The sequence below is a fragment of the Bradyrhizobium sp. CCBAU 65884 genome (assembly GCF_028128835.1).
Taxonomy (GTDB): domain Bacteria; phylum Pseudomonadota; class Alphaproteobacteria; order Rhizobiales; family Xanthobacteraceae; genus Bradyrhizobium; species Bradyrhizobium ottawaense.
The window spans coordinates 218,847-239,731 of record NZ_LBJU01000127.1; the positions used below are offsets into that span (position 1 = coordinate 218,847).

General features: G+C 65.0%; 19 protein-coding genes. 12 read left to right on the forward strand and 7 right to left on the reverse strand.

Annotated elements, in window-relative coordinates:
• Positions 1 to 2: 2 nt before the first annotated feature.
• Entirely contained in the window at positions 3 to 497 is a 495-nt protein-coding gene (locus XI03_RS29105) for a septal ring lytic transglycosylase RlpA family protein (protein ID WP_028139537.1), read from the reverse strand.
• A gap of 306 nt (positions 498 to 803) precedes the next feature.
• A complete protein-coding gene (locus tag XI03_RS29110) occupies positions 804 to 1,919 on the reverse strand; it encodes an FUSC family protein (protein ID WP_152102184.1) in 1,116 nt (371 codons plus the stop codon).
• A gap of 118 nt (positions 1,920 to 2,037) precedes the next feature.
• On the opposite strand from XI03_RS29110, the gene XI03_RS29115 reads away from it, so the two are divergent.
• The gene (locus XI03_RS29115) at positions 2,038 to 3,405 is read left to right on the forward strand and encodes an MmgE/PrpD family protein (protein WP_271594057.1); all 1,368 of its coding nucleotides are present in this window, start codon (positions 2,038 to 2,040) and stop codon (positions 3,403 to 3,405) included.
• A gap of 7 nt (positions 3,406 to 3,412) precedes the next feature.
• On the opposite strand, the gene XI03_RS29120 is transcribed toward XI03_RS29115, so the two are convergent.
• Both XI03_RS29120 and XI03_RS29125 read right to left on the reverse strand, forming a co-directional pair.
• Positions 3,413 to 4,840, reverse strand: a complete 1,428-nt coding sequence (locus tag XI03_RS29120; RefSeq protein ID WP_271594058.1) for a serine hydrolase domain-containing protein — start codon at positions 4,838 to 4,840, stop codon at positions 3,413 to 3,415.
• Between the two features lie 146 nt (positions 4,841 to 4,986).
• Positions 4,987 to 6,048 carry a helix-turn-helix domain-containing protein gene (locus XI03_RS29125; RefSeq protein WP_271594059.1) on the reverse strand — a complete coding sequence of 354 codons (1,062 nt, stop codon included), beginning with the start codon at positions 6,046 to 6,048 and terminating at the stop codon, positions 4,987 to 4,989.
• 322 nt (positions 6,049 to 6,370) lie between these two features.
• Between XI03_RS29125 and XI03_RS29130 the strand changes: the two genes are divergently transcribed.
• From XI03_RS29130 to XI03_RS29140, 3 genes are all read left to right on the forward strand, one after another.
• Entirely contained in the window at positions 6,371 to 7,288 is a 918-nt protein-coding gene (locus XI03_RS29130) for a pirin family protein (protein ID WP_271594060.1), read from the forward strand.
• Positions 7,289 to 7,351: 63 nt separating this feature from the next.
• Positions 7,352 to 8,266, forward strand: a complete 915-nt coding sequence (locus XI03_RS29135; RefSeq protein WP_095425334.1) for a phosphoribosylaminoimidazolesuccinocarboxamide synthase — start codon at positions 7,352 to 7,354, stop codon at positions 8,264 to 8,266.
• 256 nt (positions 8,267 to 8,522) lie between these two features.
• Positions 8,523 to 8,798 carry a hypothetical protein gene (locus XI03_RS29140; RefSeq protein ID WP_080670069.1) on the forward strand — a complete coding sequence of 92 codons (276 nt, stop codon included), beginning with the start codon at positions 8,523 to 8,525 and terminating at the stop codon, positions 8,796 to 8,798.
• A 51-nt stretch (positions 8,799 to 8,849) separates the two neighbouring features.
• Here the strand turns inward: XI03_RS29140 and XI03_RS29145 are convergent, their stop codons facing one another.
• Entirely contained in the window at positions 8,850 to 10,343 is a 1,494-nt protein-coding gene (locus XI03_RS29145; protein ID WP_271594061.1) for an NAD-dependent succinate-semialdehyde dehydrogenase, read from the reverse strand.
• A 119-nt stretch (positions 10,344 to 10,462) separates the two neighbouring features.
• Positions 10,463 to 10,783: a hypothetical protein gene (locus XI03_RS29150; protein WP_271594062.1), complete on the reverse strand. Its 321-nt coding sequence runs from the start codon at positions 10,781 to 10,783 to the stop codon at positions 10,463 to 10,465.
• A 346-nt stretch (positions 10,784 to 11,129) separates the two neighbouring features.
• Between XI03_RS29150 and XI03_RS29155 the strand changes: the two genes are divergently transcribed.
• Complete coding sequence (locus tag XI03_RS29155; protein WP_271594063.1) at positions 11,130 to 12,323, forward strand: serine hydrolase domain-containing protein; 1,194 nt, start codon at positions 11,130 to 11,132, stop codon at positions 12,321 to 12,323.
• Positions 12,324 to 12,442: 119 nt separating this feature from the next.
• Positions 12,443 to 14,137 (forward strand): AMP-binding protein, encoded by a 1,695-nt coding sequence (locus XI03_RS29160; protein WP_038949426.1) that lies wholly within the window; start codon positions 12,443 to 12,445, stop codon positions 14,135 to 14,137.
• A 163-nt stretch (positions 14,138 to 14,300) separates the two neighbouring features.
• Here the strand turns inward: XI03_RS29160 and XI03_RS29165 are convergent, their stop codons facing one another.
• Positions 14,301 to 15,302, reverse strand: coding sequence for an adenosine kinase (locus XI03_RS29165; protein ID WP_028139526.1), 1,002 nt, complete (start codon positions 15,300 to 15,302; stop codon positions 14,301 to 14,303).
• 125 nt (positions 15,303 to 15,427) lie between these two features.
• Here XI03_RS29165 and murJ point away from each other — a divergent pair, with 125 nt between their 5' ends.
• The 6 genes from murJ to rimI all read left to right on the forward strand — a co-directional run bounded on the left by murJ (position 15,428) and on the right by rimI (position 20,865).
• Positions 15,428 to 16,960: a murein biosynthesis integral membrane protein MurJ gene (gene murJ, locus XI03_RS29170; RefSeq protein ID WP_271594064.1), complete on the forward strand. Its 1,533-nt coding sequence runs from the start codon at positions 15,428 to 15,430 to the stop codon at positions 16,958 to 16,960.
• Positions 16,961 to 17,051: 91 nt separating this feature from the next.
• Positions 17,052 to 18,104: a tryptophan--tRNA ligase gene (trpS, locus tag XI03_RS29175; RefSeq protein WP_028139524.1), complete on the forward strand. Its 1,053-nt coding sequence runs from the start codon at positions 17,052 to 17,054 to the stop codon at positions 18,102 to 18,104.
• A gap of 92 nt (positions 18,105 to 18,196) precedes the next feature.
• On the forward strand, positions 18,197 to 18,691 hold the full coding sequence (locus XI03_RS29180; protein WP_028139523.1) for a universal stress protein: 495 nt from the start codon (positions 18,197 to 18,199) through the stop codon (positions 18,689 to 18,691).
• Positions 18,692 to 18,962: 271 nt separating this feature from the next.
• Positions 18,963 to 19,532 carry a NifU family protein gene (locus XI03_RS29185; protein ID WP_028139522.1) on the forward strand — a complete coding sequence of 190 codons (570 nt, stop codon included), beginning with the start codon at positions 18,963 to 18,965 and terminating at the stop codon, positions 19,530 to 19,532.
• Between the two features lie 155 nt (positions 19,533 to 19,687).
• On the forward strand, positions 19,688 to 20,383 hold the full coding sequence (gene tsaB / locus XI03_RS29190; protein ID WP_028139521.1) for a tRNA (adenosine(37)-N6)-threonylcarbamoyltransferase complex dimerization subunit type 1 TsaB: 696 nt from the start codon (positions 19,688 to 19,690) through the stop codon (positions 20,381 to 20,383).
• A complete protein-coding gene (gene rimI / locus XI03_RS29195) occupies positions 20,380 to 20,865 on the forward strand; it encodes a ribosomal protein S18-alanine N-acetyltransferase (RefSeq protein WP_028139520.1) in 486 nt (161 codons plus the stop codon). Before tsaB ends, rimI begins: the two co-directional genes overlap by 4 nt.
• The last annotated feature ends 20 nt before the right edge of the window (positions 20,866 to 20,885 follow it).

Here is a 20,885-nt window from a genome sequence, read left to right on the forward strand (position 1 = left end):
GTTCAGCCCACCGGCCCCGGGGTCCAATTGTCCCCTGCAAGCGGACTAACTCTCACATCGGGAATGACCCCGAGGTCCATGCTTGGATCGAAATGGCGCATCGTCCGCTCATTGAGGTCAATGATGCGGCCAGGTCTCAGTGGCCCCACGTCATTTATCTTGACGATGACCTTCTTGCCCACGGCTTCGACGAGGGCATATTTCGGCCTCGCGCCAAATTGAACCCCGCCGAATTTGCGACGCAAGCTCGTCTTGATGGCAGCCGTCCAGGCAGAGGGATCATAACGCTCGCCGGTGGCTGTCTTCGGACCGCCCTCCTCCTTGCCGGGCTTGAACGGATTGTACGTGGACGCCGCGCCAACGATCGCATCGCCGGAGGCGGCATCGACGACGTCACTTGAGTGATCCCCACGTGTTTCACTTCGAGCAACGGCAACAGAGAAGGCGAGCGCAACCAGGGCGCCGCAAATTGCGACGCTCGAGCGGAATAGCATCATAAGTCCTGTGATTTTTTAGATTGTCCGGTTCCAGAACCGCAAACGTGGTCAAGCGAACGCAGAAGCGTTCATGAACTTGCGCCAATCGTTTTGCGGATTCGAGCCAACCCCTGGCTACGGAACCGTCGTGGGAACCGGAGTGGTCCTCACGTAGTGTTTTAGCTTCACGCTGACTAAGACAGAGATTGCGTCAGCAGCATGACCCGATGGAACCTGGCGCGTGCAGCGTCTCAGGCAGCCGATCAGCCAAGCCGCGCGACGTGCGCATTGCTGTCGAAAGCCGACGTTTACGAGGACACGCCGAACTCACTCCGCAACGCGCGCGGTCCTGTCGTCCGAGACCTCCGACCATTCGCCGACGACGCGGTCGAGGTCGCACAGATTCTGGTGCATCTGCTCAAGTGAGAAACCGAGTGCGAAGAAGCGCTCGGCAGTGTCGCCGGCATGGCCGCGGATCAGGCCGTCGTGGCGCACGGCGGCAACCGCTTCGGCGTAGTGCTGAAGCGCGACGTGGACCGGATGGATCGGCGGCGCGCCGGCTCCTTCGCGCAAGGCCGCTGCGGCCGACCGCAGGAAGCGCGCGATCACGGTCGAGACTTCCGTCAGGGGTGCTGCGAGCCGCGTCTGCACCTCGATCGGCAACGGCACCACGGTGGCGCGGCCAATCATCACGACGTCATGACGCAACCGCAGGACCGTTCGCAGCAGCGGCCCGGTGTCCGGACCGCTCGACAGCCGCGCGGCGCGCTCGCGCTCGGCTTCAGTGCCGATGGCATTGAGACCAACCATCGCGGTGCCGATCCCGTCCTGGATCCGGTGCAGCGCGTCGTTGTCGCGGCCGCGGGTGAGGCCCGCGAGCAGCTCGGTGAAGGCATCGGCGATCAGCTCGAGCAGGATCGCGGCGCTGGCACGGATCTGCCGTACCGCGCGCGAGGGCAGCACCAGGAACGAGACCAGCAATCCCGTGATGGCGCCGACCGCGACCTCGCTGACACGGTCGATCGCCGAGGTCATGGGATCGGAATGATGCATGGTCGGAACCAGGAGCACGATCACGGCGGTCACGGTGGCGGCGCTGAGGCTCGGATTGATCGCGGCGATGAAGGCGAGCGGCGCGACCGACAGCACCAGGAGCCCCAGCAGGCCCGCTTCGCTGGAATAAGGAATCAGGATCGCGATGGCGCCGCCATAGATGGCACCGCCGATGGTGCCGAGCATGTAGTCGCGCGTCGCCTTCAGCGAGCGGCCGACGCTCATCTGGGTCACGATCAGTGAGGTCAGCACCGCCCAGAGCGGCAATAGCAGATGCAGCGCGGTGGCGAGCGCATAGGCCGCGGTCGCGGCGACCGTGACCCTGATCGCCAATCCCAGTTGCGTCCGCCGCGACCTGATCCGCTCCCACACCTGTCCTGCGAATGCCATGGTCAGACGTCCCAATCTTCTCAGGCCAAGCAAAAGCATGGCTGATGCCCGCGGCCCCAAGGCCGCTTGAAAGGCCAAATCAGCCCGCCTAACTTGCGCGCCAAAACGAGGAAACACGATGGCCCACGAAACCGCAACGCTCGCCGCCTACGTCTTCAACCTGGAATACCAGGATATTCCGGCCGAGGTGCTGGATCGCGCCAAGGTGCTGACGCTGGACTTCCTCGGCAGCGCGATCCGGGCCAGGCGCGAGGCGGAATCGACCCCGTCGATGCTGAAAATGCTGGAGGCGCTGGCGCTCGACACCAAGGGCGAGTCCACCGTGTTCGGCGACTCCAAGACCTGGACGCCCGCGATCGCGGCGCTGCTCAACGGCGCGCTCGGCCATTCCCTCGATTTCGACGACACCCACGCCGATTCCTCGCTGCATCCGAGCGCGCCGGTCGTTCCGGCCGCCTTCGCCATCGGCGAGATGGTCGGCGCTTCGGGCCGCGACGTGCTGACCGCGATCGTCGCGGGTTATGAGGTCTGCTGCCGGCTCGGCAACGCGCTCGATCCGACCTCGCATTATGCGCGCGGCTTCCACCCGACCGCGACCGCCGGCACCTATGGTGCGGCCGCGGCGGCCGGAAAACTGCTCGGCCTCTCCGAGCAGCAGCTCATCGCCGCCTTCGGTGTCTCCGGCAGCCAGGCCGCCGGCTCGCTGCAATTCCTGGTCAACGGCGCCTGGAACAAGCGCTACCAGGTCGGCGCCGCCGCGATGAATGGCGTGATCGCCGCGACGCTGGCGCGCAACGATTTCGTCGGCGCGACCGAATCGGTCGAGGGCAAGCACGGCCTGCTCGCCGGCTACACCGACGATGCGCATCCGGACAAGGCGGTCGCCGAGCTCGGCAAGACCTACGAGACCATGAAGATCGGCGTCAAACCGTATCCGAGCTGCCGCTACACCCATGCCGCGATCGACGCGCTGATCGCGATGCGTCGCGAGCACAATCTGACGCCCGACCAGGTCAAGCGCGTCGAGATCGGCCTGCATCGCAATGGCATCACACTGACCGGCGATGCCGCCACCAAGCGTCATCCGACCTCGATCGTCGGCGGCCAGTTCTCGATGTTCTTCACCGGCGCGCTCGCGCTCGACCAGGGTTCGTTCGGCTGGGACGACTACAACCGCCTTGGCGATGTCGCCATCGACGCACTCGCCGACAAATTCGACGTCGTGCAGGACGACCGGCTCGAGGTCGGCCGCACCCATCCATTCGGCGCCCGCGTGAGCATCACGACGGACGATGGCGTGCATGAGCGGCTCTATGCGGATCCGTCCGGCGAGCCGAATTCGTTCCCGGACGCGCAGGCGATGCAGCAGAAATTCCTGACGCTCGCGCGCCCCGTGCTCAACGCGCGCGCGGAAAAATTCGCGGATGCGATCATGACGCTGGAGCGTTTCGACCGTGTGGCCAAGGCGACGGAGCTGGGGCGATAACAGCCGCCTAGTTCGTCCCCGCCAGCTTCCCCTTCTCGCGCGTTGCCGCAATCACATCACGCACGAGATCGAACACGCCATCCGCCCCCAGCGGCCCGTTCGGCGAGCGACCGAGCCGCACGATCACCAACTTCTCCGACGGGATCATGATCGCGTACTGCCCGATCGTGCCCTTGGCGAAGAAGGCATCGCGCGGCCAGCCGTGTGTGATGCGAAACTTTGCACCAATGCTGTCGCCCTGGTTGGTCCAGAAGCCGGCGCCGATGCCGACCCAGGCATGCGGCGTGGCTGACGCTGAGTAATTCACCCAGCCCTCGGGCAGGATACGCTTGCCGCCGGCTATGCCGTCGTTGAGATAGAGCTGGCCGAAGCGCGCCCAGTCGCGCGCGGAGGCCAGCATTTCGCCGGATCCCTCGATCGTGCCTGACGCGTCGAGCTGAAGCGTGACGTTGACCATGCCGAGTGGCGCGAACAATTCGCGGCGTGCGAAGCGGAGCGCATCGGCGGGCTTGCCGCCGGCGGCATCACGCAGCAGATGCGCGAGGATGAGGAAGTTGCCGTCGTGATAATTCCACGCCGTGCCCGGCGCGGTTACAAGCGGCGCGCGCTCGGCAAAGCTGGCCATATCGTCTTCGGCGTATTTCATGGTGTTGACCGGTTCCAGCGCGGAGCCGAGCGAGGCCTCCAGCGAGCTTCCGAGCGCAATGCCCGCGGTGTGACGCAGCAATTGATCGACGGTGATGGGATGACGCGGATCATCCAGATTTTGCCAGGCGGCGATGGGCGCGGGGCCGTCGAGCTTCAACTTGCCCTGTCGCACCAGAATGCCTGTCAGGGCCGACATCACCGACTTCGTCATGGAGAAACCAAGCAGTTGCGTCTCCGGCCCGATACCCTCGGCATAGCGCTCGGCGATGATTCGGCCGGCCTTCATGACAACGATAGCGCGGGTGCGGCGATAAGGCGGCTGCGGGGGCTCGGCAAAGGCGCGGTCGAGCGCGGCTGCCAGGCCCTCGCTCTGCGGCGGCACGATCCCCGGGCCGGCGATCTCGGGGAGCAGCGCGGGCTGCTTGTCGTCAGGCGGCAACGCGACATCGGCGATCCCCTGCCCGTGCTCGAGCGTGCAACCAAGTCCCTCGCGATAGACGGCATGGCTGCGGCCGATTCCGAACAGGGACACCGTGACATCCTTGCGCGTGCGATCGATCCGAACATCCATCGCCCAGGTGAGCAGATCCGCGCCCGGCATCGCGTCGGTGGTCTCGGCGAGGTCGCGCGTGGGATCGAGGCCGGAGACGAAGGTCTCCGCGCAGAGCGTGTGGGCGATGAAGCCGGTCGCAACCTTCGGCACGTCGCGGGCGCGTGCGGCGCCGAGCGCGAGGCCCGCACAGGCGATGGTGGTGGTGAGGAGAATGATCTTGCGGCGGCGAGTCACGGGCTTTCTCCGGCTTTGGGACGAGTGCGGGAGAGCAGGCCGGATGCAGGCGATACGCGCTCGCCGGATTTGGAAAACGACCTCGTCGAAAGTGATCGAGGCTAGTCGATTTCGGAATTCTTACGTGATTTCAAAGGTCTAAAAATCTAGGCCGCATTCACCTTCAGCCGCCGATATTCCGTCGGCGTCACCCCAGTCACGGCCTTGAAGGCGCGGTTGAACGGACCCAGCGACTGGAAGCCGGCGTCCATCGCGATGGTGATGACGGGAACCTCGGCCTGGGTGGCATCGGCGAGCGCAGCCTTGGCCTCCTCGATCCGGTGATTGTTCAGGAACACATTGAAGTTGCGATAACCGAGCCGCTGGTTGATCAGCCGGCGCAGCCGGTATTCCGGAATTTTCAGCCGGCCCGCCAGCACGCCGATGGTGATATTCTCCTGACGATAGATCCGCTCGCCCGCCATCAGTCGCATCAGGGCGTCGATGAGTTTTTGATCGGCGGATTCATCGGCCGCAGGCTGACTGAAAACAACCGGCGGGGCGGGCGCCACCGCGGCCGGAAACAGATCCGCCCCATCGATGCGCATCATGGCATAGACGATCGCCGCGACGGTGCAGGCGAGCGCGCCGGCATTGACGGTTTCGGCGACATCGCCGACGTGGTGGCCGACGACGGCGATCTGGAGCACCGCGTTCAGCCCGCCATAGAGCGCGGTTGCACAGACGACGAAGACACGAGCGCTGCGGCGGCGCTCGACCAGGTCAGCTGTCCAGGAGGCGATCATCTGCCCGACCGCAAGGGCGATGAAACCGAGCACGATCAGATTGACCACCGTCACCGAGAAGCGCACATGGCCGCTGGGCGCAATCCAGACGCAGCCTGCGAAGCTGAAGGCCGTCACCAGCGCCCAGACCCATCCGTGCCACCAGCGGAGGTGAAACTCGTCGTCAAACAGGGAGCGTGTGAACAGCCAGAACACTACGATGGTGCCAGTCGACAACGCGATCAGCGGTGCATGCCAGAGCGGGACCCGCGACGTGACATCCACCGAATAGCTCACCGCATGCGCGGCCGAGCTGAGCGCGAAGGCAGCACCGAGGCGGGCTGCCAGCACGTTGCGAAAGTCGTGTAGCAGCGACGCCGCCAGCATCAGTAGCAGAGCGACGCTGGCGGCGCGAAAGGCGAGGTCGATGGCGGCAAGGCTCATCAGGTGATGCGATCGGTCGCAGTTGAAGTCGGACGAACATCGTTCGTTGCGTCCGTTTTTTCAAGGACCATGCGTTCACAACCGTCATCGCCCGGTTTCACGGATCGTAGGGTAGGCAAAGCGAAGCGTGCCCACCACTTCGTCTCGATCGGAGAAAGCTGGTGGGCACGGCGCTGACGCGCCTTTGCCCACCCTAAGGCCTGTCATCGCCGACCGCGGAGTACGGCGCTATCACACCTGTGGCGTCGGGCCCGCCTTTGTCGCGACGGCGATGCGGAATTCTGCTACCGTCGCGACCAAGAAAGCCAAAAGGAGCCTACTCATGAGCTGGCAACCCTCCAACGATCCCGTGCTCGGCGATCCCATGTCCTGCGATGCGCTCGATCTCGTCATCGTGCCGCGCACGCGCGATCTCGGCGACGGGTTCGCGGTGCGGCGTGCGCTGCCGCATGGCAAGCGGCAGATGGTCGGGCCCTTCATCTTCTTCGATCATTTCGGACCGGTGCAGTTCGTCTCCGGCAAGGGCATGGACGTGCGGCCGCATCCGCATATCGGCCTTGCCACCGTGACCTATCTGTTCGATGGCGCGATCATGCATCGCGACAGCGAGGGTAACGTCCAGGAGATCGCGCCCGGCGCGATGAATTTGATGACGGCCGGGCGCGGCATCGCGCATTCCGAGCGCACGCCGGATGCGCAGCGCGCCTCGGGCCAGAAGATGCTGGGCCTGCAAAGCTGGATCGCGCTGCCGGCGGGATCGGAAGAGATCGCGCCGTCGTTCCAGCATTACGGCGCCGGCGATTTGCCGATGATCTCCGAGCGCGATTTCACCGCACGGGTGATCGCGGGCTCGTCGTTCGGCATTACGTCGCCCGTGACCATGGTCTCGCCCTGGTTCTACACCGAGGTCACGGCCGCCGCCGGCGCGAGCGTGCCGCTCGATCCCGATCATGAGGAGCGCGCGATCTATATCGTCGACGGCGAGGTCGAGATCGCAAACGAGCGCTACGAGGCGCCGCGGCTGCTGATCTTCCGCCCGGGCGACCGCATCACCGTGAAGGCGCTGAAAGCGACCCGGATGATGTTTCTCGGCGGCGATGCACTGGAGGGGCCGCGCCACGTCTGGTGGAATTTCGTATCCTCCAGCAAAGAGCGGATCGAGCAGGCCAAGCAGGACTGGAAAACCGGCCGTTTCGCCGGGGTTCCGCAGGAACATGAGTTCATTCCGCTGCCGGAATAGGCTAATCCGGTGTCCGGCCGCGCCATCCGGCGCGGCCGGATTTCCTGTCGCAAGGCCCTGACGATGACCACCATGCTCTCCAGCGACCTGCCCCTGACCAAGATCGGACGCGGCAAGGTGCGCGATATTTACGCCGTCGACGACGAGCGCCTGCTGCTCGTCACCACCGACCGCATCAGCGCCTTCGACGTGGTGATGGGCGAGACCATCCCGATGAAGGGCGCGGTGCTGACGCAAATCAGCGCGTTCTGGTTCAACGAGCTCGAAGGCGTGGTGCCGCATCACATGATCAGCGCCGATACCGACGAGATCATCGCGGCCGTGCCGGCGCTGAAACCGCACCGCGCCGAGATCCTTGGCCGCGCCATGCTGTGCAAGCGCACCACCGTATTCCCGATCGAGTGCGTGATCCGCGGCTATATCTCGGGCTCGGCCTGGAAGGAGTACGCCGCCAGCGGCACGCTCGCGGGCGAGAAGCTGAAGGCCGGCCTCGTCGAGAGCGAGAAGCTCGAGCCTTCGATCTTCAGCCCGGCGACCAAGGCCGAGACCGGCCATGACGAGAACATCACGATTGCGAAGATGCGCGAGGTCGTCGGCGACGAGGTCGCCTACACGCTGGAAAGCATGACGCGTGCGATCTACACGCTCGGCGAGGAGCTGGCGCGCGAGCAGGGCATCATCATCGCCGACACCAAGTTCGAGTTCGGCCAGGACAAGGACGGCCGCATCATCCTGATCGACGAGGTGATGACGCCGGATTCCTCGCGCTTCTGGGCGGTCGATGCCTACAAGCCCGGCCAGCCGCAGGCGAGCTTCGACAAGCAGCCCTTGCGCGACTATCTCGACGTCGAGCGCCGTGCCGGCCGCTGGAACGGCGACGCCCCGCCACCGCCGCTGCCGGCAAGCGTGGTGGACGCGACCAGCAAGCGGTATCTCGAAGCGTATCGTCGCGTGACGGGGACGGAACTGAAGATCTAGGCGTGGTTGCTGCCACACGCCCCGCCTCCTGCGGCGGCCGTCATTCACACTTCGCTGTCGTCCCGGACAAGCGTAGCGCAGATCCGGAACCGTCCGACGAGCAGAGAATTCGGATTTAAGTGGAGCTCGTCCTTAGGTCGGCGCTTTGGCTCCATCTGGGCTGCGATCTCGACTCCATTGATCCAGATCAAACCGGGAGCCAACGATAAAAGGAAGCTGATCACCTCGGCTTGATACAACAACGAGGGAGGTTGCCATGAGGCTGGTCGGCATCAGGCGAACGCTACTTTTTGCAGCCGTTCTGGGCTGCGGAATTTTTGGCTCGACCCAATGGTCAAACGACGCCGGCACCGTGTTCGGCGTTTCAAGCGCCGAAGCCAGGGTCGGTCGGCCGGCAACTCCCGCGAGCGTTGCCGGCGTCGCACGTCGAACCACGCGACGCGCGGTCGTAGGGGGAGCGGCTGTGGGTGCGGCAGCTGCCGGCGCAGCATGCGTCCGCGTCTATGTGAACGGCGCCTACGTGTGCCGCTGATGCATTCGCGCTGGCGATTCCAATCGCCGGCGCGGGACCCTCGATTGCCGGTCAGACCCCCGCCATCATCACGTATTTGATCTCGACATATTCTTCCATGCCGTGACGCGAGCCTTCACGGCCGAGGCCGCTTTCCTTGACGCCGCCGAACGGCGCGACTTCGGTGGTGATGAGGCCGGTGTTGACGCCGACCATGCCTGACTCCAGCGCTTCGGCCACGCGCCAGACGCGGCCGAGATCGCGGGAGTAGAAATACGACGCCAGGCCGAACGGCGATGCGTTGCACATCGCGATCACATCGGCTTCGTCCTTGAAGCGGATCACCGGCGCGAGCGGCCCGAAGGTTTCTTCCTGCGATACCAGCGAGTCCGACTTGACGTCGGCCAGCACGGTCGGCTCGAAGAAGGAGCGCCCGAGCTCGCTGCGCTTGCCACCAGTGACGACCTTGGCGCCGCGCTTGACCGCATCCGCGATGTGGCGCTCGACCTTGTCGACCGCCTTCATGTTGATCAGCGGCCCCTGCGTGACGCCGCTCTCGGTGCCGTCGCCGATCTTCATCGCGGCGACCTTCTTCGACAGCTTCTGCACGAACTCGTCGTAGACCTTGTCCTGGGCGTAGAGCCGGTTGGCACAGACGCAGGTCTGGCCCATGTTGCGATATTTCGAGACGATGGCGCCTTCGACCGCGGCGTCGATATCGGCGTCGTCGAACACGACGAAGGGCGCGTTGCCGCCGAGCTCAAGACCAAGCCGCTTCACGCCGACGGAGGCCTGCTGGTAGAGGATCTTGCCGACCGCGGTCGAGCCGGTGAAGCCGACGAAGCGCACTGCCGGATGCTCGCACAGCACCTTGCCGATCGGCGGCGCATCACCGGTGATGATGTTGAGCACGCCCTTGGGGATGCCGGCCTTCTCTGCGAGCACGGCCAGCGCCAGCGCCGACAGCGGCGTTTCATTGGCGGGCTTGAGCACCACGGTACAGCCGGCGGCGAGCGCCGGGGACACCTTGCGGGTAATCATGGAGTTCGGGAAATTCCACGGCGTGATCGCGCCGCAGACACCGATCGGCTGCTTGATCGCCAGCAGCCGCGCATCGGGCCGCTGCGTCGGAATGGTCTCGCCGTAGACGCGGCGAGCTTCCTCCGCGAAGAACTCGATATAGGCCGCACCGATATCGACCTCGCCGAGCGCCTCCGAAAGCGGCTTGCCCTGCTCGGAGGTCAGGATCAGCGCGAGATCCTCGCGGTTGGCGATGATCAGCTCGAACCATTTGCGCAGGATGTTGGAGCGCTGCTTGGCGGTGTGCTTGGCCCAGGCCGGAAACGCACGCTGAGCGGCCTCGACCGCCTTGGTCGTCTCGTCCGCACCGAGCTGCGGCACTTTTGCAAGCTCGACGCCGGTCGCGGGATTGTTGACGGCAAAGACCGGCGTGCCGACCCAGGCACCATCGATGTAGCAGGCCTCCTTCAGGAGCGAGGGGTCTTTCAACCGGTCGCGCAGGGTGGCGGTGGCTTGCGTGGCGCGTGCGGCAGCGGGCGGGGTCATGGCGTTACTCCTCGAACGATCATTTCGGGGCGATCGGATCGGCCGGAATATAGGGACAAGCAGCGCGCAATGCACCGTCCCACAACGCACATCTGATGGGAGCTAAACCGGCAGCGGCCTTAGGCCGCGCCGCTCATATAGGTCTCGCGGCGGCCGATCATACGTTCGGCCGCGGCCTTGGCGTCGGCCTTCGACGAGGTTGCGCAGGTACGGTATTCGAGATCGGGAACGTTGGACGGGTTGCGGCGGCCGAACCAGTTCTTGGAGCCCACCCGCAGCAGCGCCAGCGCCTGCGCCAAATTGTCGACTGCACCGAAGGAATAGAGCGCGCCGGTCCCGGCGATGCGCACCTCATAGATCCCTGGCGAAATCGGCGCCTCCAGGTTCTCGCCCCGTCCGGGACGGGGATAGCGCTTCCATTCGCTCCAGGTCGAAATCATCTGAGGTCCCCCTCGCGGCCGCTTGGCGACCGCCCAATTTGCATCAAGTCTTAACGTCGGCCGCCGATCGGCCGAGTGCTGAACGCCGCAACGCACAAAATGTTTCAAGTGCTTCAAACACAGGAATCATATCGCCAGCGCCCATTCACGGTCACGGCGAGATGCGGCCATCCACCGCAGATTGTGACGGAGTGTTGCCGTTCGGCCCGCCTGTCGTCCTGTGTGTGGCACGGACCGTCAAGTCACGACATCGCGACCGCCGCAGGCATCTGGACGCGCTTGCCGCGCGGAGCCTGCGGGAGGACAATCGATCACTGCCAACAATAATCAAACTCGAGGAAACGCCATGCAAAGCAAAGCTGAGATCGACGAGATTCTGCGTCAGAAGAGCGACGCCCAGGAGATTCCCGGGGTCGTCGCCATCGCCGCCAGCGGTAACGACGTGCTGTATCAGGGCGCGTTCGGCAAGCGCGACCTGTCCAAGCCCGACGCGATGACAGCGGACAGCGTGTTCTGGATCGCCTCGATGACGAAGGCGGTGACGTCGGCGGGCGCGATGCAGCTGGTCGAGCAGGGCAAGCTGTCGCTGGATGCGCCGATCGGTGAAGTGTTGCCCGATCTCGCCGCGCCGCAAGTGCTCGAAGGTTTTGATGCCAATGGCGAACCAAAACTGCGACCGGCGAAGGGCGCGATCACGCTGCGCCATCTCATGACCCACACTGCCGGGTTTGCCTACAACGTTTGGAACGGCGATTGCGCGCAATATCTGGAGAAGACCGGAACGCCGAACATCTTCTCCTGCCAGAACGTTGCGCTGAAGACGCCGATCATGTCCGATCCCGGCACGCGCTGGGAATATGGCATCAACATCGACTTCGTCGGCAAGGCGGTGGAAGCCGTGAGCGGCAAGCGTCTCGATGCTTACTTGCGCGATCACATGTTCACACCGCTCGGCATGAACGACACCGCCTTCAAGATCACCGACGACATGCGCCAGCGCCTGGTCGCCACGCACGCACGCGGCGAGGATGGATCGCTGGCGCCGATTCCGTTCGAGATCGAACAGAATCCGGAATTCCACATGGGCGGCGGCGGCCTCTACAGCACGGCCGGCGATTACATCAAGTTCACCCGGATGATCCTCAACAAGGGCCGCGGCAACGGCAACCAGGTGCTGAAGCCCGAGACGGTCGCGCTGATGGGCCAGAACCACATCGGCGATCTCACGATTGGCAAGATGACGACAGTGGCGCCCATGTACACCAACGACGTCGATCTCTTCCCCGACATCGTGAAGAAGTGGGGGCTCTCCTTCCTGATCAACACCGCCAAGACGCCAGAAGGCCGCAGCGCCGGCAGCCTCGCCTGGGCCGGTCTTGCCAACACCTATTTCTGGATCGACCCGGCACGCGATGTTTCCGGCGTCATCCTGATGCAGGTATTGCCATTCGTCGACGCCAAGTGCCTGGAGGCGTTCGCGGGATTCGAGCGCGGGGTGTACGCCGGGCTCGATGCGGGGAGCGGGCAGAAGGCGGCCTAGCCACTTAGTATGAGGTGCGCGGCGTCGCGCGCCTTCGCCACAATCGATAACCTCGTGCCCAAGGCCATCGGCTTCGGACACGAGGCATCAACTTCGAGGAGACGAACTTGGCGAGCGATCTGGCTGACAAAGCGGACAGCTACGTTTGCGGCATCTCGGACACGCCGCTGCTCGGCGACACCATTGGCCGCAGCCTCGACCACGCGGTGCGGCGCTGGGGCGATCGCGAGGCGCTGGTCTCGCCCAGCCACGGTGTCAGATGGACATGGCGGGAATTCGCCGAGCGGGTCGATGCGCTCGCCGCCGGCTTTCTCGCGCTCGGGCTCGAACGCGGGGAACGGATCGGCATCTGGTCGCTAAACCGGCCGGAATGGACGCTGACCCAGTTCGCCGCCGCCAAGGCCGGCTTGATCCTGGTGACGATCAATCCGGCCTACCGTCTCAGCGAGCTCGAATTCGCGCTGAAGAAGGTCGGCTGCGCGGCGATCGTCACCGCCACCGCCTTCAAGACCAGCAATTACATGGAGATGCTCAACACGCTGCTACCGGAGCTGGCGGGCGCGAGGCCCGGACAGCTGCAGGCGGCGCGACTGCCAGCCTTGCGGATGGTGATCCAGATCGGCGGCCCGGCGGCCTCAGGCACTGTCGCGTTCGAGGAGGTCGCGCGGATGGGCCGAGCGGAGCATCGCGAGCAACTTGCCGCGCTCGGTGCTGCGCTTCAGTTCGACGACCCCGTCAACATCCAGTTCACCAGCGGCACCACGGGATCGCCAAAGGGCGTCACGCTGACCCACCACAACATCCTCAACAACGGCTATTTCACGGGACGCGCGATGCGCCTGACGGAAGCGGACCGCATCTGCATTCCGGTGCCGCTCTATCATTGCTTCGGCATGGTCATGGGCAACCTTGCCTCGGTCACGCTCGGCACCACCATGGTCTACCCGGGCGAGGGCTTTGATCCGCTCGCGACGCTGCGCGCGGTCGAGCAGGAGAAATGCACCGCGCTATATGGCGTGCCGACCATGTTCATCGCGGAGCTCGATCATTCCGAGTTCAAGAATTTCAATTTGAAATCACTGCGCACCGGCATCATGGCGGGCGCGCCCTGCCCGATCGAGGTGATGAAGCGCGTCAACACCGAGATGAACATGCGCGAGGTCACCATCGCCTATGGCATGACCGAGACCAGCCCAGTGAGCTTCCAGAGCGCGACCGACGATCCGCTCGAGCGCCGCGTCTCCACCGTCGGCCGCATCCACCCGCATGTAGAGGTGAAGGTCGTCGATCTCGAAGGCAGGATCGTCAAGCGCGGCGAACGCGGCGAGCTCTGCACCCGCGGCTACAGCGTCATGCTGGGCTATTGGGAGGAGAAGGAAAAGACGTCCGACGTGCTTGACGCCAATGGCTGGATGCACACCGGCGACCTCGCCACCATCGACGCCGCCGGTTATTGCAACATCGTCGGCCGCATCAAGGATCTGGTGATCCGCGGCGGCGAGAACCTCTACCCGCGCGAGATCGAGGAGTTTCTGTACCGTCACCCCAAGATCCAGGACGTGCAGATCTTCGGCGTCGCCGACACCCGCTACGGCGAGGAGCTCTGCGCCTGGATCCGCGTCAGGCCGGGCGAAACGCTGACGGCCGAGGAGGTCCGTGCCTTCTGCGACGGCCAGATCGCCCACAACAAGATCCCGCGCTACGTCGAGTTCGTCGACGAATTCCCGATGACCGTGACGGGCAAGATCCAGAAATTCGTGATGCGCGATGCCGTGGAGCAGCGGCTTGGATTGAAGGCGGCGAAGACGGCGTGAGAGACTGAGTACCCTTTCCGCAGGACGGTTGTCATTCCCCGCGAAAGCGGGGAATCCAGTACACTGCGGCTTCTCGATTCAATCACAAACGCCTCTGGAATACTGGATCGCCCGGTCTAAACATCGACCCGGGCGATGACAGCGAGGCTGGTGCGCGACTTTTCTAAACCGTCAGCCCGCGCTGCTGGGCCAGCTCCTTTAGCGACACAAGCGGACGCGCGCCGATGTGCTGGATCACTTCGGCGGCCGCGAGCGCACCGAGCTCGCCGCACTGCTTGTGCGCGAGGTTACGCGAAAGGCCGTAGAGGAAGCCCGCCGCAAAGAGATCGCCGGCGCCGGTGGTGTCCACCAGTTTCGTGACCGGTGAGGCCGGAGCTGCGACAGCGTCGGTCGGTGTCACCACCACGCAGCCCTTCTCGCTGCGGGTGACCACGCCGAGATTGACGTCGTTGCGCAGCTGCTTCAGCGCTGTGTCGAAATCCGAGGTCATGTAGAGCGAATGCAGCTCGGACTCGTTGGCGAAGACGATGTCGACCGTGCCGTTGCGCATGAGCGAGAGAAACTCGTCGCGATAGCGGTCGACGCAGAAGGAATCCGACAGCGTCAGCGCCACCTTGCGCTTGGCATCATGGGCGATCTTGGCCGCCTTGACGAAGGCGTCCTTGGCATTCTTGGGATCCCAGAGATAGCCTTCGAGATAGACGATGCCGGCGGCGGCGATCTCGGCCGGGTCGATGTCGGCGGGCGAAAGATCCTGCGCGGCACCGAGATAGGTGTTCATGGTGCGCTCGCCATCATCCGTGACCAGGATGTAGGAGCAGCCGGTGGCGGGGCCGTCCTGCGCGGCCGGCGTGTTGAAGGCGACGCCGGCTGAGCGGATATCGTGGACGTAGAGCTTGCCGATCTGGTCGTCCTTGACCTTGCCGACATAGGCCGCACGTGCCCCTAAGCTGCCGATGCCGACAATGGTGTTGGCGGCCGAGCCGCCCGAGACTTCCGTGGCCGGCCCCATGTCCTTGTAGATGGCGGCCGCCCGTGCCTCGTCAATCAGGGACATGCTGCCCTTGGTCATGCCGTGCTTGGCCAAAAAGGCCTCGTCGGTCCTGACCAGCACGTCGAACAACGCGTTGCCGATGCCGAGAACGTCATATTTCACGTCAGCCATTCACCTTGATCCTGTTTGGCGGATTGCGATCCCTGCGAAAATCCGCTTCCTGTCGGCCTGAAATCTGGCTCGCGGCCTATCACGACCGGGCCTGCGCGGGCAAGCAACGGTATGATAAAGAGCCGATGATCCGCTCCTTCCTGACCGTCTCGACGGGAACACTGGCCTCGCGGCTGCTGGGGTTTGCCCGCGATTCCCTGATCGCGGCGCTGCTCGGCACCGGCGCCGTGGCGGACGCATTCCTGGCCGCCTTCCAGCTGGTCAATGTGGTGCGCAGGCTGCTCAGCGAGGGCGCGCTGAACGCGGCGCTGGTCCCGGCCTGGCTGCGCATCCGTGACCGCGATGGCGCGGACGCTGCGGCAGCGTTCGCCGGACGCGTGCTCGGCACGGTCAGCGCGGCGCTGATCATGATCTCAATCGGCATTGCCCTGCTGATGCCGCTGATCATGACGGTCATCGCGCCCGGTTTTCTCGGTGCCGGCACGCTCGATCTCGCCGTCCTGAACGCGCGGCTGATGCTGCCTTATCTCGCCTTCGCCGGGCCCGTCACCGTGCTGATGGGGCTGCTGAATGCGCAAGGGCGCTTTGCGCTCACGGCATTCTCGCCGCTGCTGTTCAACATCGCACTGATCGCCGCGATCGCTTTGCTGCTGGTCTGGCACGCTGACGCCGGCTTCGCCGCGTGGCTGCTGGCGGCCACGGTCGGCATCGCCGGCCTGCTGCAACTCCTGATGCTGCTGTCGCAGCGCAGTGCGCGCCTCGCCACGCCTTTGCGCGTCAGTTTCGACGGGGAGATGCGCAGCTTCTTCGCCAAGGCGATCCCCGGCATGATCGCAAGCTCGGGACCGCAATGGCTGATGGTGGCCGGCGCGATCATCGCATCCGCGACGCCGTCCGCGGTGTCCTGGCTCTATTTCGCAAATCGCCTGATCGAGCTGCCGCTCGGCATCGTCGGCGTCGCCATGGGCACCGTGCTGGTGCCGGAGCTGACGCGCGCGGTGAGTGACGGCGACCGTGATGCGGTGGCGCATGCGCAATCGCGCGCGCTCGAGCTTGCGACCGGGCTGGCGCTCCCCGCCACGCTCGGCCTGATCGTGCTGGCCGAGCCGATCGTGCGGCTGTTGTTCGAGCATGGCGCCTTCGGTGCCGGTGACAGCGCGGCGACCGCGCATGCCTTGACGTGGCTGGCGCTTGGCCTGCCAGCGCACGTGCTGATCAAGGCGCTGTCGCCGGCCTTCTATGCCCGCAACGACACGATGACGCCGCTGCTGGCGACGGCCAAAGGCTTTGTGGTGGCGGTCGTGCTCGCCGTGCTGCTCGGCCATCTCTTTGGCGCAAGCGGGATCGCGGTGAGCATCGCGGCCGGCGCCTGGAGCAGTGCGCTCTCGCTGCTTCGGAAAGGCACCAGCGAATTCGGCTTCTCGGTCGATTCTGCCGCGCGAAAACGGCTGCCGCGGATCGTGCTTGCCGCAGCCGCGATGGGCGCCCTGCTCTGGCTGACCACCGGCCTCGTGCCCGCCGAGGCGCACGGCTTCATCAAATTCATCGTGCTGGGCGTGCAGATCGCGGCCGGGATCGCCGTTTACGGCTTGCTGCTGCAAATCCTCGGCGCCGCTTCCTGGCGCGAGGCGGTAGCCGCCTTGAAGCGACCCGTCTAGCCCGGCCCGGTGCGCGAGATCATCGAATTGCTCTTGACGGGGCAGCGCCGCTGTTGGAAACGACGGCCGAATACCTATGGGAAGGCTTACCATGCCATTCGTTGAACGGGTCTTTTCGGGCGTCCAGCCGACGGGCAATCTGCATCTCGGCAATTACCTCGGCGCCATCGTCAACTTCGTGAAGATGCAGGAAACCCACAACTGCATCTATTGCGTCGTCGACATGCACGCGATCACGCAAGGCGTGGACGTCTGGGGCGGACCGGCCGAGCTCGCGCGCAACACCCGCGAGGTGACTGCCGCGTTCATCGCGAGCGGCATCGATCCCAAGAAGCACATCGTGTTCAACCAGAGCCAGGTCTCCGGCCATGCCGAGCTCGCCTGGATCTTCAACTGCGTCGCGCGCATGGGCTGGCTCGGCCGCATGACCCAGTTCAAGGAGAAGGCCGGCAAGGACCGCGAGAATGCCTCCGTCGGCCTGTTCGACTATCCCGTGTTGATGGCCGCCGACATCCTGCTTTACCGCGCCACCCATGTGCCGGTCGGCGAGGACCAGAAGCAGCATCTCGAGCTCTCGCGTGACATCGCGCAGAAGTTCAACAACGACTTTGGTGACTCGATCCGCAACCTCGGCGCCAATGACGGCCTGTTCTTCCCGCTGCCGGAACCCCTGATCACGGGCCCCGCGACGCGGGTGATGAGCCTGCGCGACGGCACCAAGAAGATGTCGAAATCCGATGCGTCGGACAATTCGCGCATCAATTTGACTGACGATGCCGACACCATCGCGCAGAAGATCCGCAAGGCGAAGACCGATCCGGAGCCGCTGCCGTCAGAGGAGAAGGGCCTGGAAGCCCGTCCCGAGGCCGATAACCTCGTCGGCATCTTCGCCGCGCTGGCCGGCCGCCCCAAGGCGGACGTGCTGCGCGAGTTCGGCGGGGGCCAGTTCTCCAGCTTCAAGAACGCGCTGGCGGAGCTGTGCGTCACCAAGCTGGCGCCGATCGCCGGCGAGATGAAGCGCCTCGTCGCCGACCCCGGCCATATCGATTCGATCCTGAACGAAGGTTCCGACCGGGCCCGGGCGATCGCCGACGAGACGATGAAGCTCTCCAAGGACATCGTCGGCTTCATCCGCCGGCGATAGAGACGGTCGGCGTCAGCGCGCCGACCGCATCTCCTCTCCCCAACCTTGCGGGAGTGTGGCAGCATGCCGGCCGTGCACATGCCGGGACATGCATGACCAGCAAGCGACTTTGCTTCGAGCCGGGTCACAAGCCCAAATGCCTCGTCGTCGTCGACGACACCGCCGAATGGGATCGCGCGGTCTACTATGCCAGCCGCTGGGCGATCCGTGCCGGCGGCGGTGTGGTGATGCTGCGCATCATCGAACCCGAACAGCAGAGCCAGGAATGGCTGGGGGTCGCCGACATCATGCGCGCGGAGGCGCAGGAAGCGGCGGAGGCCGCGCTCGACCGTGCCGCCGGCCGCGCCAATGGCATCGCCGCGATCACCCCGGAGCGGGTGATCCGCGAGGGTGTGCCGATGGAGCAGCTGCTCGCCGTGATCGACGAAGACCCCGACATCGGCATGCTGGTGCTCGCCGCCAATCCCGGTGCGGAGGGGCCGGGTCCCCTGGTTGCGCTGCTGGCCCACGCGGTCGGAACCTTCCCGATTCCCGTGACCATCATTTCCGGCGCGCTGAGCGACCAAAGCGTGGATTCACTGTCGTAGGTCGTCCTTCACCTCGCCCCGCTTGCGGGGAGAGGTCGGCGCGAAGCGCCGGGTGAGGGGAGTCTCCACGAATCCAATTCTCACTGCCGGGGAGACGCCCCCTTCACCCCGACCCTCTCCCCGCAAGCGGGGAGAGGGCGGAACGAGCACCCTAACCTGCTGATATAACAACGAAACGCCCTTTTCTCCCCTTGATCGTGCGTTCTCCGTCGCCATCTGCTAGTGGAGAGAGCACGCGCCGGCCTTGAACCGGCGACGTCTGGAGAAAACCATGTTCATTCAAACCGAAGCCACCCCCAATCCCGCCACGCTGAAGTTCATTCCGGGCCGCGTCGTGGTCGACGGCAGCCCGATGGAATTCGCGAGCCGCGAAGCCGCCACCCGCTCGCCGCTGGCCGAAAAGCTGTTCGAGGTGCCCGGCGTCACCGGCGTGTTCTACGGATCCGACTTCATCACCGTGACCAAGGCGAACGGTGAATGGCAGCAGCTCAAGCCCGCGATCCTCGGCGCCATCATGGAGCACTACATGTCCGGCGCGCCACTGCTCGCCGACGGCGCGGCGCAAGACGATGCCGATCTCGATGACGAGGACGAGTTCTTCGACGAGGCCGATGCCGAGACGGTCGACATGATCAAGGACCTGATCGAGACCCGCGTGCGGCCGGCCGTCGCCAATGACGGCGGCGACATCACCTTCCGCGGCTTCAAGGACGGCATCGTCTATCTCAACATGAAGGGCGCCTGCTCCGGCTGCCCGTCATCGACCGCGACGCTCCAGCACGGCATCCAGAACCTGCTCAAGCACTTCGTGCCTGACGTGGTCGAAGTCCGGCCGATGTAAATTGCACGGCCTGAGCTGATTTCACTCCGTCATGCCCGGGCTTGTCCCGGGCATCCACGTTTTTGGAGCCGCAAAGTCGTGGATGGCCGGGTCAAGCCCAGCCGCGACGGCTAGAACCTTAGGCGTCATCCGATTGCCAATGCTATGATCACACCATGCTGATCCTCGCCATCGATACCGCGCTCGACGCCTGCTCCGTCGCCGTACTCGACACCGAAACGGCCGAGCTCGTTGCGCAGGAGCAGCTTCTCATGAAGCGCGGCCACGCCGAGGCCCTGATGCCGATGATCGCGCGCGTCATGCAATCGGCCAATCTCGCCTTCACCTCGCTCGACCGCATCGCGGTCACCGTCGGCCCCGGAAGCTTCACCGGCCTGCGCGTCGGAATTTCGGCGGCGCGCGGCCTTGCGCTTGCGGCTGAGCGGCCGGCGATCGGCCTGACCACCTTGTCGGCCTATGCCGCCGCCATCGTCGGCCAGAGCAAATCGGCACCCGTGATCTCCGCAATCGACGCGCGGCACGACCATGTCTATTTCCAGATCGTCGCCGGCGACGGCAGCCAGCTGGTGCGGCCGAGCGTCGCTCCCGTCGACGAGGCGATCGCAGCCTCGCAATTCGGCGCGCCGCATCTGGTCGGCAATGCCGCCAATATCCTCGCCGAGCGCTGGCCGAAGGATGTCCCGCAGCCGGTTGCGGTCGATGCGCAGCCCGCGCCCGATATCGGCTGGGTCGCATGGCTAGGCGCCGCCGCCGATCCCGCGACGAATCCGGCGCGGCCGTTCTATCTGAAGGCGCCCGACGCCAAGCCGGCGGCACAGCCGCCATTTGCAGCACAAGTCCCGACCCCATGATGAGATGGCTGTCGGAATGGTGGCGCGGCGGCACCGCCGCCGTCGAGCCCGCATCCGTGCGTGACGCTGCGCAACTGGCGCAGCTTCACGGCGCCTCCTTCGCGCGCGGCTGGGGCGAGGGCGAATTCGAGAGCATGGTCAGCGAGCGCAACACGCTCGTGCATCGGCTGCGCCTCGGCCGCAGGACCGTCGGATTCGCGGTATCGCGGATCGGGGCGGATGAAGCGGAAATCCTCTCGATCGCGGTGGACGGGGCCTATCGCGGCCGCGGCCTCTCCCGCACTCTGCTGATGACCCATCTCGGCCATCTCGCGGGGCGCGGCGTGCGCACAATATTTCTCGAAGTTGAGGAAAATAACCAGCCGGCGCGGCGGCTCTACGATGGTGCCGGATTCATGGTGGTCGGGCGCCGCGAACGCTACTATAAGCAGCCGAACGGGGAACAATTGAACGCCCTTCTGATGCGACGTGACTTGTCGTAACATTGGTGGCAGAAAGCGCC

What these genes read in the sequence shown, in the direction of transcription:
- XI03_RS29155 (WP_271594063.1), top strand. Translation starts at nt 11,130, where the DNA reads ATGCAAAGCAAAGCTGAGATCGACGAGATTCTGCGTCAGAAGAGCGAC.
- XI03_RS29140 (WP_080670069.1), top strand. Translation starts at nt 8,523, where the DNA reads ATGAGGCTGGTCGGCATCAGGCGAACGCTACTTTTTGCAGCCGTTCTG.
- XI03_RS29105 (WP_028139537.1), bottom strand. Translation starts at nt 497, where the DNA reads ATGATGCTATTCCGCTCGAGCGTCGCAATTTGCGGCGCCCTGGTTGCG.
- XI03_RS29135 (WP_095425334.1), top strand. Translation starts at nt 7,352, where the DNA reads ATGACCACCATGCTCTCCAGCGACCTGCCCCTGACCAAGATCGGACGC.
- rimI (WP_028139520.1), top strand. Translation starts at nt 20,380, where the DNA reads ATGATGAGATGGCTGTCGGAATGGTGGCGCGGCGGCACCGCCGCCGTC.
- XI03_RS29130 (WP_271594060.1), top strand. Translation starts at nt 6,371, where the DNA reads ATGAGCTGGCAACCCTCCAACGATCCCGTGCTCGGCGATCCCATGTCC.
- tsaB (WP_028139521.1), top strand. Translation starts at nt 19,688, where the DNA reads ATGCTGATCCTCGCCATCGATACCGCGCTCGACGCCTGCTCCGTCGCC.
- murJ (WP_271594064.1), top strand. Translation starts at nt 15,428, where the DNA reads ATGATCCGCTCCTTCCTGACCGTCTCGACGGGAACACTGGCCTCGCGG.
- XI03_RS29125 (WP_271594059.1), bottom strand. Translation starts at nt 6,048, where the DNA reads ATGAGCCTTGCCGCCATCGACCTCGCCTTTCGCGCCGCCAGCGTCGCT.
- XI03_RS29150 (WP_271594062.1), bottom strand. Translation starts at nt 10,783, where the DNA reads ATGATTTCGACCTGGAGCGAATGGAAGCGCTATCCCCGTCCCGGACGG.
- XI03_RS29165 (WP_028139526.1), bottom strand. Translation starts at nt 15,302, where the DNA reads ATGGCTGACGTGAAATATGACGTTCTCGGCATCGGCAACGCGTTGTTC.
- XI03_RS29180 (WP_028139523.1), top strand. Translation starts at nt 18,197, where the DNA reads ATGACCAGCAAGCGACTTTGCTTCGAGCCGGGTCACAAGCCCAAATGC.
- trpS (WP_028139524.1), top strand. Translation starts at nt 17,052, where the DNA reads ATGCCATTCGTTGAACGGGTCTTTTCGGGCGTCCAGCCGACGGGCAAT.
- XI03_RS29185 (WP_028139522.1), top strand. Translation starts at nt 18,963, where the DNA reads ATGTTCATTCAAACCGAAGCCACCCCCAATCCCGCCACGCTGAAGTTC.
- XI03_RS29110 (WP_152102184.1), bottom strand. Translation starts at nt 1,919, where the DNA reads ATGGCATTCGCAGGACAGGTGTGGGAGCGGATCAGGTCGCGGCGGACG.
- XI03_RS29145 (WP_271594061.1), bottom strand. Translation starts at nt 10,343, where the DNA reads ATGACCCCGCCCGCTGCCGCACGCGCCACGCAAGCCACCGCCACCCTG.
- XI03_RS29115 (WP_271594057.1), top strand. Translation starts at nt 2,038, where the DNA reads ATGGCCCACGAAACCGCAACGCTCGCCGCCTACGTCTTCAACCTGGAA.